The sequence below is a fragment of the Halomonas ramblicola genome (assembly GCF_030409215.1).
Taxonomy (GTDB): domain Bacteria; phylum Pseudomonadota; class Gammaproteobacteria; order Pseudomonadales; family Halomonadaceae; genus Halomonas; species Halomonas ramblicola.
Window position 1 is genome coordinate 210638 of sequence record NZ_JAUFPL010000034.1, and the last position, 15282, is coordinate 225919.

Below are 15282 nucleotides of genomic sequence, written 5' to 3' on the forward strand. Positions count from 1 at the left end.
GACGGGGCACGGGCGGCCGCTCGTGCCCCGCGACAGGGACCTGGAGAGTGGCTCAGTCCGGCAGTGCAAAGACCGTCAGCACCCCACCGAGCTCGGTGTAGTCCTCCAGGGCGGCGAAGGCACTCACGGCCCCCAGGCCCTCCTCGGGCTCCTCGAGTCCCGCCGCCAGGCCGATACCGGCCCAACCGCCGACCCCGGAGAGGACGGCCAGATACTGCTTGCCTTCGTACATGAAGGTATTGACGTTGCCGATGATCCCGGAGGGCGTCTTGAAGCGCCACAGCTCATCGCCGGTCTCGATGTCCACCGCCTTCACATAGCCCTCGAGGGTGCCGTAGAAGGCCAGGTCACCGGCCGTGGCCAGGGCGCCGCTCCATACCGCGAAGCGCTCGTCGATCTCCCAGACGGTCTCGCCGGCCACCGGATCCCAGGCGATGAAGCTGCCCATGCGACCTTCCATCTCGCCGTTCTGGGTCGGAGCCGGCATCATCGTCAGGGTCGCCCCCACATAGGGCTGACCGGCGACGTAGTCGACTTCATAGGGCTCGTAGTTCATGCAGATCCGGTTGATGCCGGCATAGACCAGCCCGGTCTCCGGCGAATAGGCGCTCGGCTGCATGTTCTTGGCCCCCATGGCGGTGGGGCAGATATCGGTGGTGTTGACGTTCACCCCCTGACGGAAGGTGCTGTACTCCTCGTTGACGTCGGGACGCCCGGTCTCCATGTCATAGCTGTCCGCCCAGTTGGTCTCGGGGGCGAACTTCTCGGCCACCAGCAACTCCCCGGTCTCGCGGTCCAGCAGGAAGCCAAAGCCGGTACGATCGATGATCGCCAGCCCCTTGCGCTGCTCGCCCTCGAACTCGATGTCGATCAGTTGGTTCTCGTTGACGCCGTCGTAGTCCCACTCGTCGAAGGGCACTTTCTGGTAGACCCACTTGACCGCGCCGTCGTCGGGATCCCGGGCGAAGACGGTGATCGCCCACTTGTTGTCGGCCGGCTCGCCGTCCTTGGCGCGCTGGTTGGGATTCCAGCTCCCCGGGTTACTGGTGCCGTAGTAGATCAGGTCGAGCTCGGGATCGTAGGTGATCCAGCCCCAGGGGGCCCCGCCACCGCGCTCCCACTCGCCCTCGGGCCAGGTGCTCACGCCCAGGTCGGCCTCGCCGATCGGCTCGCCCAGCATGGTGGTGGTGTCCGGGTCGAGCAGCACCTCGTCGTCGGGGCCGGTGGAGTAGCCGCGCCAGACCCTCTCGCCGCTCTCGACGTCATAGGCGGTCATGTGGCCGCGGATGCCGTACTCGCCGCCGCTGATGCCGACGATGACCTTGTCGTGGACCACCAGCGGCGACATGGTGTTGGTCTCGCCGACGGTGTGGTCACCGTTGCTGACCTCCCACAGCAGTTCGCCACTCTCGGCGTCCAGGGCGATCAAGGTATTGTCGGCCTGGCCGAGGAACAGGCGGCCGTCGGCATAGGCCAGCCCACGGTTGACGGTGTCGCAGCACATCACCGGGATGACGCGGGAATCCTGATCGGGCTCGTAGCTCCAGATCACGCGCCCCTCGTCTTCCAGGTCGAGGGCGAAGATCTTGTTGGGGAAAGGCGTATGGATATAGAGGCGCCCGTCGCCCACGAAGAGGGGACCCCCCTCGTGGCCACGCAGGACGCCGGTGGAGAATTGCCAGACCGATCGCAACTCATTGACATTGTCGCGATTGATCTGGTCCAGTTCGCTGTAGCGATGGCCCTGGTAGTTGCCCAACTGGGTGGGCCAGTACTCGGGGTTCTGCTGCAGCTCGAGTTGATTGTCGTTGGCATGCGCCAGGGAGGCGGCCATCAACCCGGCAGCCGTCACCGCATAACCGATTTGACGAAGCATGGCGTTGTCTCCGTGCGTCGCACTGGGAGGGGTGCCGGGGGATCCGGCACATCGGGTCGTGATTGTTATCTTGTTTCACGCGTTAACACAGGAAGGTCTAGCACAACTTTCGCGGGCAACAGGCCGGCCGGGAGGAATTCCATATCGGCATCGAGGCAAAAGACTTTTGCCTGATAGCAACAATCTCGATGCATCCCTGCAGGAACCGCACCATGACGGGGCCCGTCCGTCCCACCACCTGGCGACATTCGCCAACGCTCCCGGCTACTAGACTTTAGTATTAAGGTGGAGCGCGCCCAGCGTGCTTAACTGATGGGTGGAGTCATCGGATCCACCGAATCGTCGTGGAGGTATGCTCATGTGGACCAAGCCCGCCTACCGAGATCTACGCCTAGGCTTCGAAGTAACGCTGTATATTTCCAACCGTTGATAGGCCCCAGGAGGTATTCGTCTGGCTGACGCTTCCGTACGGAGCGTCGGCCTTTTCGTGTCGAGCGGTCGAGGCGGGAGCAGGGAGACAGCCATGCACGTACTGGTGCTCGGGGCCGCCGCCGGCGGCGGCTTTCCCCAATGGAACTGCAACTGCCGGCTGTGTCTCGGTCTGCGCCGAGGCGACATCGAGGCCTTGCCGCGTACCCAGTCGTCGATCGCCCTCAGCGGTGACGGTGAGCGCTGGTTGCTGTGCAACGCCTCCCCGGACATCCGCACCCAACTGGCCGCCAATCCCGAGCTGCACCCCAAACGGGTCCCGCGGGACAGCGGGATCGCCGGGGTGTTGCTGGTCGATGGCCAGATCGATCACACGACGGGCCTGCTGTCGCTGCGCGAGGGGTGTCCCTTCGATGTCTGGTGCACGCCCAACGTCCACCAGGACCTGAGCGGCGGCTTTCCACTGTTCTCCATGCTCGAGCATTGGCAGGGTGGCCTGACCTGGCGCCCCATCGCGATCGATGACGACCACCTGGAGGCCTCCTTCGAGGTGTCCGCCTGCCCCGACCTGACCTTCACCGCCGTGGCCCTGTCCAGCAACGCCCCGCCCTATTCGCCCCGGCGTGGGGCGCCGACCCCAGGCGACAACATCGGCCTGCTGGTCGAGGATCGACGCCACGGCACGCGCCTCTTCTATGCCCCCGGCCTGGGTGAGCTCGATGACCGGGTGCGCGACTTCCTGGCTCAGGCCGACTGCGTGCTGGTCGACGGCACCCTGTGGCGGGACGACGAGTTGATCCATGCCGGTGTCGGCCGGGCCACGGGCCGCGACATGGGACACCTGGCGCTGTCCGGCGAACACGGCCTGCTGCGCGCGCTGACCGTCCTGCCGGCCACCACCCGGCGCGTGCTGATCCATATCAACAACACCAACCCGATCCTCGACGAGCGATCGGAGGAGCGCGCCACGCTGACCGCCGCCGGGATCGAGGTGGCCTTCGACGGCATGCGCCTGACGGTGTGAACCGGCATCGCCACCTGTCGTCTCAATCTGAAGGAGGCGCCGTGCCTTCGGAGCGTGCTCCGGGGGATATCCGACCCAGCAGAGGAGCCCCGCATGACACGCATCGCGTCGCCGCTGGCGAGTTCGCAGAGGGAGGCCATGAGTCGGGCCGTCTTCCGCGAGGCCCTGATGGCCAAGGGCGCCTTCTATCATATCCACCACCCCTACCAGGTCGATATGGCCGAGGGGCGCGCCACGCCCGAGCAGCTGCGTGGCTGGGTCGCCAACCGCTTCTATTACCAGATCAACATCCCCCAGAAGGACGCCGCCCTGCTGGCCAACTGTCCCGACGCCGCCTTCCGGCGGCGCTGGATCCAGCGCCTGCTGGACCACGACGGCCACGACGACGATGGCGGCGGCATCGAGGCCTGGCTGACCCTGGGCGAAGCGGTGGGGCTCACCCGCGACGAGCTGTGGTCCCAGGAGCACGTGCTGCCGGGGGTGCGCTTCGCCGTGGACGCCTACGTCAACTTCGTGCGCCGCGCCGACTGGCGTGAGGCGGCGATCTCCTCACTCACCGAGCTGTTCGCCCCACAGGCCCATCGCAGCCGCCTGGACACCTGGCCGAAGCACTACCCCTGGATCGACGCGGCCGGCTATGGCTACTTCCGCAAGCGCCTCTCGGAGGCGCGTCGCGACGTCGAGCACGGCCTCGAGCTCGCCCTGGCGGCCTGCACCACCCGCGCGGCCCAGGAGCGCGCCCTGGAGATCCTGCAGTTCAAGCTCGACGTGCTGTGGTCGATGCTCGACGCCATGACGCTGGCCTACCAGCTCGGCCGACCGCCCTACCACAGCGTCACCGACCAACGGGTCTACCACCGGGGGTTGTCATGAACGCCGCCATCCAAGGCACCAGCGTCTGTCGCCTGCGCCCGGGCTGGCGCCTGCAGTGGGAGGAGCACCAGCAGCGCCATGTGCTGCTCTATCCCGAGGGCATGGTGCAACTCAACGACTCCGCCGGCGCCATCCTCGGCGAACTCGATGGCCGACGCGACGTCGACGGCGTGATTCGCGAGCTCGAGGCGCGCTACCCCCAGGCGCCGGAAGGCGCCATCGCCCGGGACGTCCACGACTTCCTGGCCGAGGCCGCCCAACAGGGTTGGATCCACCATGACTGACCATACCGATACCGCCACCGCCAACGGCCAGACGGGCGCCCCGCTGTGGCTGCTCGCCGAACTGACCTATCGCTGCCCGCTGCAGTGCTCCTACTGCTCCAACCCCCTGGACTTCGCCGGCGTCGGGGAGGAGCTCACTACCGCGGAGTGGCTCGACGTCCTGACCCAGGCCCGCGCCCTGGGGGCCGTGCAGCTGGGCTTCTCCGGCGGCGAGCCGCTGGTGCGCCAGGACCTCGAGTCCTTGGTGGCGGAAGCACGCCGGCTCGGCTTCTACACCAACCTGATCACCTCGGCACTGGGCCTCGACGAGGCGCGCATCGCGGCGCTGCACGAGGCGGGGCTCGACCACATCCAGATCAGCCTGCAGGCCTCCGATCCGGATGTCGCCGCGGCAGTGGCCGGTTCACGCAAGGCCCACGAGAAGAAGATGGCCATGGCCCGGTCGGTCAAGGCGGCCGGCTACCCCATGGTGCTCAACGTGGTGCTGCACCGCCACAACATCGACCGACTCGACGCCATCATCGCGCTGTGCGACGAGCTCGGCGCCGATGCCGTGGAACTGGCCAACTGCCAGATGTATGGCTGGGCACACCTCAACCGCGCGGGGCTGCTGCCGAGCCGCAAGCAGCTCGAGGCCGCCGAGGCCACCACCACCCGATGGCGGGAGCACCTCGCCGAGCGTGGCCGCGAGATGCGCCTGCTGTTCGTGGTGCCCGACTACTATGCCGACCGGCCCAAGGCGTGCATGGGCGGCTGGGGCTCGATCTTCATGACCGTGGCCCCAGACGGTGCCGTGCTGCCCTGCCACAGCGCGCGCCTCCTGCCGATGGCCTTTCCGTCGGTGCGCGAGCGGCCGCTACGCGAGATCTGGTACGACAGCGAGCCCTTCAACCGCTATCGCGGCGAGGCCTGGATGCAGGAGCCGTGCCGCAGCTGCGACGAGCGCCACCGTGACGTCGGCGGCTGTCGCTGTCAGGCCTACCTGCTCACCGGCGACCCCGCCGCCACCGACCCGGTATGCGACCTGTCGCCGAACCATCACCTGATCGAGGCCGCCCGCCGCGAAGCCGAGGGCGACACCCGCACGGCCAGGGAGCTGACGCCACGCAACGCCCGCGAGTCGCGGGTCTTCTGCCGCGCATGAGCGCGTCGGCATCCGCGGGCCCCCGGGACCCAGGCCGGCTCGAGCTTGGCCTGCCCCCCGGCAGCCGCGCCCGGACGCGGCGGCTGGCCAGCGGGCTCAGGGTCGTGGCGGCGGAGGTCCCCGACGCCCGCCAGTTGCGGCTGGTGGGTGCCGTGGGGGTCGGCTATCTCGACGAGCCGCCCGAGCGCCGTGGCCTGGCCCACCTGCTCGAGCACGGGCTCTTCCTCGGCTCCTCGCACGCCCCCGATCCGGGCGAATGGGACGACTGGATCGGCGCGCAGGGCGGCCGCTACAACGCCCATACCGACGAACGGGTCACCGACGTCCACCTGCACCTGCCGCCGGGCGCCGCCGAGGCGGGGCTGGCGCGCCTGATCGACCTGCTCTGCCGACCGCGTCTCGACGCCGGCCACCTCGCCGGCGAGGTGGCGGTGCTCGACGCCGAATTCCGCGCGCGCCTGGACGATCCGGCGCTGCACCGCCTGGCGGCCCTGGGACGGCTCTGTCGCCCCGCGCATCCGGCCCGGACCTGCCATGCCGGCCATCGCGATACCCTGGGCGAGGATATCGACGGGCTGACCGCCGAGCTCCACGCCTTCCACCGCCGCCACTACCGCGCCGAGCGTATGGCGCTGGCGATGCTCGGCCCCCTGCCGCTGGACGAGCAGCTCGCCCTGCTGGAGCGGTATGGCAGCACCATCCCCGGCGGCGCGGCGGTTCACCAGGCCCCCGCCTGGCGCTGGGACGTCCCGGGCGGTGTCGCCTGGTGCCTGCCCTCCCCCTCCGCCCCGCCCACCGACGCGCTGGAGCTGATCTGGCCACTGCCCGAGGCCCTGGCCCATGACCGACGGCTCGAGGCCGTGGCGGCACGGCTGGCCGACGGCCGGCTGGCGGCCACCCTGCAGGCCAGCGTCGACCTCGAGGAGCTCAGCGTCGATACGGCCCCGCCCGGCACCGGTCCCGCCCTGGCGCTGCGTCTCGCACCGGTGGAGGCGACGACGCCCCTCGCGACGCTGCTCGGCGCCTGCCGACGCGCCCTGGCCGGGGCACTGACCGAGCGCCTCGGACGCCCTCCCCCTGCCCCCGTCGACCTCGACGCCTGGCCCCGGCGCCAGGCCTGCCGCCTGGCCATCGACGCAGCGACGCCACCGCCACCGGACGACATGCCCCTGGCCGGCTGGCTCGCCGGCGACCGCTGCCGGCTGCTGTGGCGGCGGGCGGGCGGCCAGGGCGGTGCCTGGTCGACACTCATCGAGACCGGCACCCGTTATCGGCCGCTGCCCCGGCCCCGGCAGGCGGCTGCCCCTCCCGAACGGCCCGCTCCCGACCTCGTGGCATCGCCGCGGCAGGCCTCGCGCGACGAGGTGCCGGGGCGGCTCCTGCATGACGCCCGACTCTCGCTCTGGTGGGGCAGCCCGGCGTGGCCGACCCCGGTGCAGCGGGCGAGCTGGTGCCTGGGTTGGCCTGCCGATGCCGCCGGCCGCGCGGCGCGTCTCGCCCGCTGGCGACGCCGCACCCTGGCGCTGCGCCAGGTGGCCACCGCCCAGGGGCTCTCCCTGACCCTGGAGGCGGATGCCAGGGGCGACTGGCTGATCGCCCTGGGCGATCCGGAACGGCTCGCCTCCCTGGTGGAGCAGGCCCTCGACGCCTGGACGACCGTCCCCCAGGACGCCGCCGGCTCATCCCCGGCGGGGGGACTGATCGCCCAGCGCCTGCTGCAACGCCTGGAGACCCGACCGCTCCCCGGCGAGGCACCGCCGTCGCTGCTCGGCTCGCTACAACAGCCACCTCTGCTCGGCTGGGCCGGCGGCGAGCTCGACGCCCGGGAGGCCGTCGAGCAGGCTCGGCGCTTCGCCGCCTTGCTGCCGACGACGGAGCGCACCGTGGCCGACGATGCGATGGCCTCGGGTGAGGAGAGCCGGCTGCCGCCCCAGGGCGCGGAGCAGGCGGTGATGCTCGAGGTGAGCGGCCGCGACGCCGACGCGCGCAGCCGCTGGCTGCTGCAGCTGCTGGCTGCCTGCCACGACGCCGCCTTCCAGCGGGAGATGCGCCGGCACCACGGGTTCGGCTATGTGGCGGCGGTGCGCTACCGCGAGGCCGCGGGCTGGCCGCGCTTGGGGTACGTGGTGCAGTCGCCCCACGCCACGCTGGACGTCCTGCACCGGGCGATCCTCGACTTCCTCGAGCGGAGTGGCACGCCCCTGGCCCGACTCACCCCGGCGGAGCTGGAGCGCCGGCGGCACGGCCTGATCGCGCGCCAAGGGCGCCCCGAGACCCAGGGCGAGGCCGTCGCCCGCGCCTGGCAGGCGCTGCGTTGCCGGACACCGTCCGGCGACGCCGCCTGGCGCCCGGCCCCTTGGGACGAGGAGTTCGCCGTACTGGCACGACTCGGCGTCGACGACCTCGGCGAGCAGGCGGCGGCCCTGGTGGACGGGGAACTGCCGCGGCACTGGTGGGCCCATGCTCCTGCCTGAGGCCCCCAGCGTTGCCTGACAGCAACGCACTTCTGCCCCTGCGGCACAATCCCCCGTCGAGGCTCACCTAGACTGACAGTCAGTGCCAGCCTGACCGTGACGACACCCGACAGTGGCCACAACGACCGGGAGAGTCTCCATGAAATCACGAGCCGCCATCGCCCTGGCAACGGGCCAGCCACTGGAGCCCACCGAGATCGACGTCGACGACTTCATCACCCACGACCGGCCCTTCGAGCGGATCGACGAGGCCTTCGACCCGCTGCAAGCGGGCAAGAGTATCCGTACTGTGCTGCACTAGTGACACGCGCCCGATGCCGCGCGAATCACACGCGCCCGGTGCCGCGTGAATCACACGCGCACGGAACCTCACGAATCACACATGCCCGGAACCGCGCGAAGGGCCTGACATACGCCCGGTCGTGGGGTGAGGCAGGAGGAGTAGCCAATGAGCCTGATGGATACCATTCAGCGCTGGTTCGGCGGAGGGAAACCCGAGCCCAGGACGCCCCCCAAAGCGGGCGGCGAGACGGCGGAACGCCCCTCCCGGACCGACGCGACCGCACGCACCGACACCCGAACCGAGACGACCTCGACGCCTACGGGCGAGGATAACGCCATGAGCCACCACATCCATATCCATCCCGCCGTCGATGACGGCGTACGCCCCGGTCGAGACGATTTCGCCGGCGGCACCCTGCGTTGCCACTGCCCCGACGACAAGGTCGAGGTGACCGTCGAGGCCCAGTGCGCCCACAACCACGTCTGCGGCTGCACCAGGTGCTGGAAGCCGGAGGGCGCGCTGTTCTCGATGGTCGCCGTGGTCCCGCGCGACAAGCTCAAGGTGACCGCCAACGAGGACAAGCTGGAAGTCGTCGATCCCTCGGCCGCCATCCAGCGCCACGCCTGCAAGGGCTGCGGCGTGCACATGTTCGGGCGCATCGAGAACACCGAGCACCCCTTCCACGGCCTGGACTTCATCCATACCGAGCTCTCGGATGACAGTGGCTGGGCGGCTCCGGAGTTCGCCGCCTTCGTCTCCTCGATCATCGAATCCGGGACCAACCCCGACGACATGAGCGCGGTGCGTGCCCGCCTCAAGGAGCTGGGACTGGAACCCTACGACTGCCTGTCACCGCCACTGATGGACGCCATCGCCACCCATACCGCCAAGGCCAAGGGGGTACTGTAAACGCCGCGGTACTCCCTCCGACGGTCAAGCCGACATCGGGCGCCCCTCGGGGCGCCCGATGGCTCACTTGAAGTTCTTTCTCACCATCTTCTGGATCTCGCCGACGATGCCACTGCGGAAGCTCAACACACAGATCACGAAGATGGCGCCGAGGATCACGCTGACCCAGTTGCCCAGGGGCGACTGCGCCAGTTGGGTCTGCAGGCTGACCACCAGGCCCGCGCCCACCACCGGGCCGAACAGGGTGCCCACCCCGCCCAGCAGGGTCATCAGGATCACCTCGCCGGACATGTGCCAGTGGGCGTCGGTCAGGGAGGCGAGCTGGAAGACCACCGTCTTGGTCGATCCCGCCAGGCCGGCCAGGCCGGCGGAGAGCACGAAGGCGAGGAGCTTGTAGGCGTCGACGTTGTAGCCCAGCGACACGGCGCGTGGCTCGTTCTCGCGGATCGCCTTGAGCACCTGGCCGAAGGGCGAGTGCACGGCGCGCTGGATGACGGCGAAGCCGATCAGGAAGACCGCGAACACGAAGTAGTACATGGCGACGTTGCTGCGCAGGCTGATCACCCCGAACAGCTCGCCGCGCGGCACGCCGTGCAGGCCGTCCTCGCCGCCGGTAAAGGGCGCCTGGACGAAGAAGAAGTACACCATCTGCGCCAGCGCCAGGGTCACCATGGCGAAGTAGATCCCCTGGCGGCGGATCGCCAGGGCGCCGAACAGGATGCCCAGCACCACCGCGGCGAGAGTACCGATCAGGATGCCCAGCTCCGGGGTCAGCCCCGGGTAGCTGGCCAGCATGATGCCGGTGAAATAGCCGCCGGTGGCCAGGAAGGCGGCATGCCCGAAGGAGAGCAGGCCGGCATAGCCGAGCAGCAGGTTGAAGGCGCAGGCGAACAGCGCGAAGCACAGCACCTTCATGAGGAACACCGGATAGGCCACGAAGGGTGCCACCAGGCCGATGGCAACCAGCACCAGGTAGAGGGTGTTGCGACGCAGCTTGGCCTGGCGGCGGCGGCGCAGGGCCGGGGTCAGGGTCTGGGATGTCCCCATCATGTCATGTCTCCTTGCCGAAGAGTCCCGCGGGACGCAGCATCAGGACCACGACCATCACCAGGAAGATCACGGTGTTGGCCGCCTCGGGGTAGTAGACCTTGGTGAGGCCCTCGATCAGGCCCATGGCCAGGCCGGTAACGATGGCCCCCAGGATGGAACCCATGCCGCCGATGACCACCACGGCGAAGACCACGATCAGCAGGCTCGAGCCCATGGTCGGCGACACCGGATAGAGCGGGGCGGCCAGCACCCCGGCGAAGGCGGCCAGCGCCACCCCGAAGCCGTAGGTCAGGGTGATCAGTTGGGGCACGTTGACGCCGAAGGCCTGCATCAGTGCCGGATTCTCGGTGCCGGCCCGCAGGTAGGCGCCGAGGCGGGTGCGCTCGATGATGAACCAGGTGGCCAGGCAGACGCCGAGGGCCGCCACCAGCACCCAGGCACGATAGGTGGGCAGGAACATGAAGCCCAGGTTGACGCCACCCTGCAGCGCCGCCGGCGTGGGGTAGCTGGACCCCGACACGCCGAAGAGGTTGATCAGCGAGCCCTCGAAGATCAACGCCAGGCCGAAGGTCAGCAGCAGCCCATAGAGGTGGTCGAGATGGGCGATGCGGCGCAGGATGAAACGCTCGATCAGCATGCCCAGGCCCCCCACCACCAGCGGCACCAGCAGCAGTGCCACCCAGTAGTCGAGCCCCAGGTACTGCAGCCCCAGCAGGGCGGCGAAGGCCCCCAGCATGTACTGGGCGCCATGGGCGAAGTTGACGATCTTCAGCAACCCGAAGATCACCGCCAGGCCCAGGCTCAGCAGGGCGTAGAAGGCGCCGTTGATCAGGCCCAGCATCAGCTGGCCCATGAACACCGCCAACGGCACCCCGAATATCATCGTCATGTCATGGACCTCCCGTCAGGGGCGGCGACCCGGGCGGCCGCCGCCGGTTCCACTTCCGCTCAGTTGTTGACCAGCTTGCACTGGCTCTCGGCGAGCGGCCGATAGGCCTCCTCGGCGGGGATGGTGGAGAGGATCTCGTAGACATCCCACTCGCCTTCGGACGCCTCGGGACTCTTCACCTGGGCCAGGTACATGTCGTGGACCATGCGACCATCCTCGCGGATGCGGCCGTTGCGGGCGAAGAAGTCCTCGATGGGGGCTTCCGCCATGGCCGCGCGGATGGCCTCGGGGTCGTCGGTACCCTGCTCGGCGACGGCATTCAGGTAATGGGTGGTGCTGGAGTAGATGCCCGCCTGGACCATGGTCGGCATCCTGCCCACGCGCTCGAAGTAGCGCTCGGCCCACTCGCGCGCCTGGTCGTCCATGTCCCAGTACCAGCCGGTGGTGAGCAGCAGGCCCTGGGTGGCCTCGAGGCCCATGGCGTGGACGTCGTTGAGGAAGATCAGCAGGCCGGCGAGCTGCTGGCCGGACTGGGTCAGGCCGAACTGGCTGGCGGTGGTGATGGCGTTGACGGTATCCGAGCCGGCGTTGGCCAGGCCGACAATCTTGGCGCCCGAGCCCTGGGCCTGGAGGATGTAGGAGGAGAAGTCGCTGGTCGGGAAGGGATGGTGCACCCCGCCGACGATCTCGCCGCCGTTCTCCTCCACCACCCGGGTGACGTCGCCCTCCAGGGCGTGGCCGAAGGCATAGTCGGCGGTGAGCATGAACCAACTGTCACCGCCCTGCTCCACTACCGCCTTGGCGGTGCCGTTAGCCAGCGGGTAGGTGTCGTAGACCCAGTGGATGTGGTTCGGTGTGCAGTGCTCGTCGGTGATGCTCGAGGCCGCGGAGCCGGAGACGATCCCCAGGCCATCGTTCGCCTCCAGCACCTTGGTCACGGCGATGGTCACCGAGGAGGCCACCAGGCCGGCCACCAGGTCGACGTTCTCCTCGTCGATCCAGCCGCGCACGGTGTTGGCACCCACGTCGGCGCTGTTGCGATCGTCGGCGCTGAAGATCTCGATGGGGGTGCCGTTCACTTCGCCGCCGAAGTCCTCGACGGCCATCTCCAGGGCCTCCAGGCCGCCGGGGCCGGCCAGGTCGCGATAGGTGCCGGACATGTCGGCCAGATAGCCGATGCGCACGGCATCGTCGCTCATCTGCGCCTGGGCGCCGCCGGCCATCAGGGTGGCGGCGGCGAGGGCGATGCTCGAGGCAAGGGTCTTGCGATCGAAGGTCATTGGTCTTCTCCGTGGCCCACGGCGGGGCGGTTGTTGTTGTCGATACGGTTGGCGGTGACAGGACTGCCGGGCGACGGGCGGGCCATCACACCCCCAGTAGGGTGTTGAGGTGATCGCGCCGGGAAGGCAGCTCGGCGGCAGCGATCTCCTCGATGATGCGGCCGTGCTCCATCACCAGGTGACGATCGGCCAGGGGCGCGGCGAAGCGGAAGTTCTGCTCCACCAGCACGATGGTCATGCCGCGCTCCTTGAGCTTGACGAGCACCTCGCCGAGCGCCTGGACGATGACCGGTGCCAGCCCCTCGGTGATCTCGTCGAGCAGCAGCAGCCGCGCGCCGGTGCGCAGGATGCGCGCCATGGCCAGCATCTGCTGCTCGCCGCCGGAGAGCCGGGTGCCCTGGCTGCGGCGCCGCTCCAGGAGGTTGGGGAACATGGCGTAGATCTCGTCGATGGACATGCCGCCGGAGCGCACCGTGGGCGGCAGCAGCAGGTTCTCCTCGACGTCGAGGCTCGAGAAGATGCCGCGCTCCTCGGGGCAGTAGCCGATGCCCAGGCGCGGGATGCGGTGGGGCTTCATGCCCAGGGTCTCGGCGCCATTGATCATGATCGAGCCGGTACGCCGCCCCACCATGTTCATGATCGCCTTGAGGGTGGTGCTGCGGCCGGCACCGTTGCGCCCCAGCAGGGTCACCAGCTCGCCGCGTTTCACGTCGAAGTCGACGCCGTGGAGGATGTGCGACTCGCCGTAGAAGGCGTGGAGGTCGCTGACTCGCAGCAGCTCGGCGCCGTCGCGCTCCTGGTAGTCGGTGAACACCTCGGCTGCATCGCTCATGCGCCGGCCTCCTCTTCCGCTGCCGCCTCGCTGCCCATGTAGGCCTCGCGCACCTGCGGGTTGCGGGACACCTCCGCGTAGTCCCCCTCGGCCAGCACGCCACCGCGGGCCAGCACGGTGATGCGGTCGCACAGGCGGCTCACCACGCTGAGGTTGTGCTCCACCATCAGCACGGTGCGGCCGGCGGAGACGCGCTTGATCAGTTCGACGATGCGATCGACGTCCTCGGCGCCCATGCCCTGGGTGGGCTCGTCGAGCAGCATCAGGGTGGGCTCCAGCGCCAGGGTGGTAGCCACCTCCAGGGCGCGCTTGCGGCCGTAGGGCATTTCCACGGTGAGCACCTCCGCGTAGTCGCGCAGGCCCACCTGGTCCAACAGCTCCACGGCGCGATCATTGAGGTGGTCGAGGGTGCGCTCCGACTTCCAGAAGTGGAAGGAGGTGCCCAGGCGGCGCTGCAGGGCTACCCGCACGTTCTCCAGCGCCGTCATGTGGCCGAACACCGCGGATATCTGGAAGGAGCGCACCAGGCCCAGGCGAGCGATCTCGTTGGCCTTCATGCCGGTGATCGGCTTGCCACGATAGAGGATCTCGCCGCGGGTCGGTGGCAGGAACTTGGTGAGCAGGTTGAAGACGGTGGTCTTGCCGGCTCCGTTGGGACCGATCAGGGCGTGGATATGCCCCTCGCGGACCTGCAGGTTGACGTCGTCGACGGCGGTGAAGCCGCGGAACTCCTTGGTCAAGCCGCGAGTTTCCAGTATGAACTCCTGGGTCATGTGACGTCCTCTCGGGACCACCGGACGGGTGATCCGCCGTTGATGCCGTTGTGGTTGTTGTGTGCCGTTGTAATTGTTGTGGCCTGTCCGGCAACGGAGAAGCGGGTGGCGGAGCGCGGCGGCCCCGCAACAGCACTTTACGTAAACGTAAGCTAGAGGAGTCGAAGCGGCTCGGCAATAGGCGGGAGGTCGAACTCGACCAATGGCGTAGAAGGCCATCGCTGTAGGCAACTGCGAAAGCCCTGCTCGACCCTCAGTCCGACTGGGAGGCCGGCGGCGTTGGCGGTACAATGGCACGCTTCCATGCACATCGGTCAGAACCTTCCGCCATGTCCCAACGCCCCATGCCCCCCGGGCCACCGCCCATCGGCTTCGGCGCCGTCTGCCTGCGCGGCTTCCTCGCCATCCTGTTCGTCGCCGCCCTGGCCCAGGGCGTCTACCTCGAGGCCATCCATGCCCCCGAGGCCCGCTTCTCGGAGACCGGCTTCACCGAGCTGGCCCAGACCGGCCTGCTGGCCCTGGCGACGCTGCTGCTGCTCTACGTGCGCTTCGGCCTGCGCATGGTGCCCGAAGTCAGCCTGCTGCTGCTCGCCTTCGTGGCCAGCTCGCTGATCCGCGAGCAGGACGCCTTCCTCGACGCCTATGTCTTCGATGGCGCCTGGCAGCTGCTGGTGACGCTGATCATCCTGCCCTGCCTCTATGCGGTGATCCGCCGGCGCCGCGCCTTCGTCGCCCAGTTTCCCGGCTACGCCAACTCCTTCTCCTTCGGGCTCTTCGCCGCCGGCTTCCTCACCACCTACGTCTTCTCGCGGCTCTACGGGCGCAGCGAGATGTGGGAGGCGATCCTCCAGGAGCGCTACCTGCGCACCTTCAAGGACGCCGCCGAGGAGGTGGTGGAACTGCTCGGTTACGCCCTGATCCTGCTCGCGGTGTTCGAACTGACCCTGCTGGCCCGTCACTGGGCCCGGGCCCGCCACGCCGGCTGACCCCGCTCCTGCCAGCGGCCTCCCGAGGGAGGCCGCTCCGCCATTCGGCCAAAGTTCAGCAATATCGGGTTGGCAATGCGCAAGTGGAGCGGCTCGGCGTCCCACCACGCGCTGTAACGCCGAGACCGGGGCGCTGTTGCCCCTCAAGCGAAAGGCCCCGCCGGGTATGCCTGCGG

15 protein-coding genes are annotated in these 15282 nt (G+C 68.9%); 9 read left to right on the forward strand and 6 right to left on the reverse strand.

Annotation, left to right across the window (positions count from 1 at the left end; all coding sequences use genetic code 11):
* Positions 1–52: 52 nt before the first annotated feature.
* Positions 53–1876, reverse strand: a complete 1824-nt coding sequence (locus QWY80_RS17990) for a methanol/ethanol family PQQ-dependent dehydrogenase (RefSeq protein WP_290234704.1) — start codon at positions 1874–1876, stop codon at positions 53–55.
* Positions 1877–2234: 358 nt separating this feature from the next.
* Here QWY80_RS17990 and pqqA point away from each other — a divergent pair, with 358 nt between their 5' ends.
* From pqqA to gfa, 8 genes are all read left to right on the forward strand, one after another.
* Positions 2235–2306, forward strand: coding sequence for a pyrroloquinoline quinone precursor peptide PqqA (gene pqqA, locus QWY80_RS17995; protein ID WP_290235482.1), 72 nt, complete (start codon positions 2235–2237; stop codon positions 2304–2306).
* 93 nt (positions 2307–2399) lie between these two features.
* Positions 2400–3329: a pyrroloquinoline quinone biosynthesis protein PqqB gene (gene pqqB / locus QWY80_RS18000; protein WP_290234706.1), complete on the forward strand. Its 930-nt coding sequence runs from the start codon at positions 2400–2402 to the stop codon at positions 3327–3329.
* A gap of 93 nt (positions 3330–3422) precedes the next feature.
* Positions 3423–4202 (forward strand): pyrroloquinoline-quinone synthase PqqC, encoded by a 780-nt coding sequence (pqqC, locus tag QWY80_RS18005; RefSeq protein ID WP_290234711.1) that lies wholly within the window; start codon positions 3423–3425, stop codon positions 4200–4202.
* The gene (gene pqqD, locus QWY80_RS18010) at positions 4199–4486 is read left to right on the forward strand and encodes a pyrroloquinoline quinone biosynthesis peptide chaperone PqqD (protein ID WP_290234715.1); all 288 of its coding nucleotides are present in this window, start codon (positions 4199–4201) and stop codon (positions 4484–4486) included. Before pqqC ends, pqqD begins: the two co-directional genes overlap by 4 nt.
* The gene (pqqE, locus tag QWY80_RS18015; RefSeq protein ID WP_290234719.1) at positions 4479–5630 is read left to right on the forward strand and encodes a pyrroloquinoline quinone biosynthesis protein PqqE; all 1152 of its coding nucleotides are present in this window, start codon (positions 4479–4481) and stop codon (positions 5628–5630) included. The genes pqqD and pqqE overlap by 8 nt, the downstream gene beginning before the upstream one ends.
* Positions 5627–8104 (forward strand): insulinase family protein, encoded by a 2478-nt coding sequence (locus QWY80_RS18020; RefSeq protein ID WP_290234723.1) that lies wholly within the window; start codon positions 5627–5629, stop codon positions 8102–8104. Before pqqE ends, QWY80_RS18020 begins: the two co-directional genes overlap by 4 nt.
* 139 nt (positions 8105–8243) lie before the next feature.
* Positions 8244–8405 (forward strand): hypothetical protein, encoded by a 162-nt coding sequence (locus tag QWY80_RS18025; protein ID WP_290234726.1) that lies wholly within the window; start codon positions 8244–8246, stop codon positions 8403–8405.
* A gap of 318 nt (positions 8406–8723) precedes the next feature.
* Complete coding sequence (gfa, locus tag QWY80_RS18030; RefSeq protein ID WP_290234729.1) at positions 8724–9296, forward strand: S-(hydroxymethyl)glutathione synthase; 573 nt, start codon at positions 8724–8726, stop codon at positions 9294–9296.
* Positions 9297–9359: 63 nt separating this feature from the next.
* Here gfa and QWY80_RS18035 read toward each other — a convergent pair whose 3' ends face one another.
* The 5 genes from QWY80_RS18035 to QWY80_RS18055 form a co-directional block, all read right to left on the reverse strand.
* Positions 9360–10343 carry a branched-chain amino acid ABC transporter permease gene (locus tag QWY80_RS18035; protein WP_290235483.1) on the reverse strand — a complete coding sequence of 328 codons (984 nt, stop codon included), beginning with the start codon at positions 10341–10343 and terminating at the stop codon, positions 9360–9362.
* A gap of 4 nt (positions 10344–10347) precedes the next feature.
* Positions 10348–11235 (reverse strand): branched-chain amino acid ABC transporter permease, encoded by an 888-nt coding sequence (locus tag QWY80_RS18040; RefSeq protein ID WP_290234732.1) that lies wholly within the window; start codon positions 11233–11235, stop codon positions 10348–10350.
* Between the two features lie 59 nt (positions 11236–11294).
* Complete coding sequence (locus tag QWY80_RS18045) at positions 11295–12515, reverse strand: ABC transporter substrate-binding protein (protein ID WP_290234735.1); 1221 nt, start codon at positions 12513–12515, stop codon at positions 11295–11297.
* 85 nt (positions 12516–12600) lie between these two features.
* Entirely contained in the window at positions 12601–13347 is a 747-nt protein-coding gene (locus tag QWY80_RS18050) for an ABC transporter ATP-binding protein (RefSeq protein WP_290234739.1), read from the reverse strand.
* Positions 13344–14120: an ABC transporter ATP-binding protein gene (locus tag QWY80_RS18055; RefSeq protein ID WP_290234742.1), complete on the reverse strand. Its 777-nt coding sequence runs from the start codon at positions 14118–14120 to the stop codon at positions 13344–13346. Before QWY80_RS18055 ends, QWY80_RS18050 begins: the two co-directional genes overlap by 4 nt.
* Before the next feature lie 329 nt (positions 14121–14449).
* Between QWY80_RS18055 and QWY80_RS18060 the strand changes: the two genes are divergently transcribed.
* Complete coding sequence (locus QWY80_RS18060) at positions 14450–15106, forward strand: hypothetical protein (RefSeq protein ID WP_290234745.1); 657 nt, start codon at positions 14450–14452, stop codon at positions 15104–15106.
* Positions 15107–15282 lie beyond the last annotated feature (176 nt).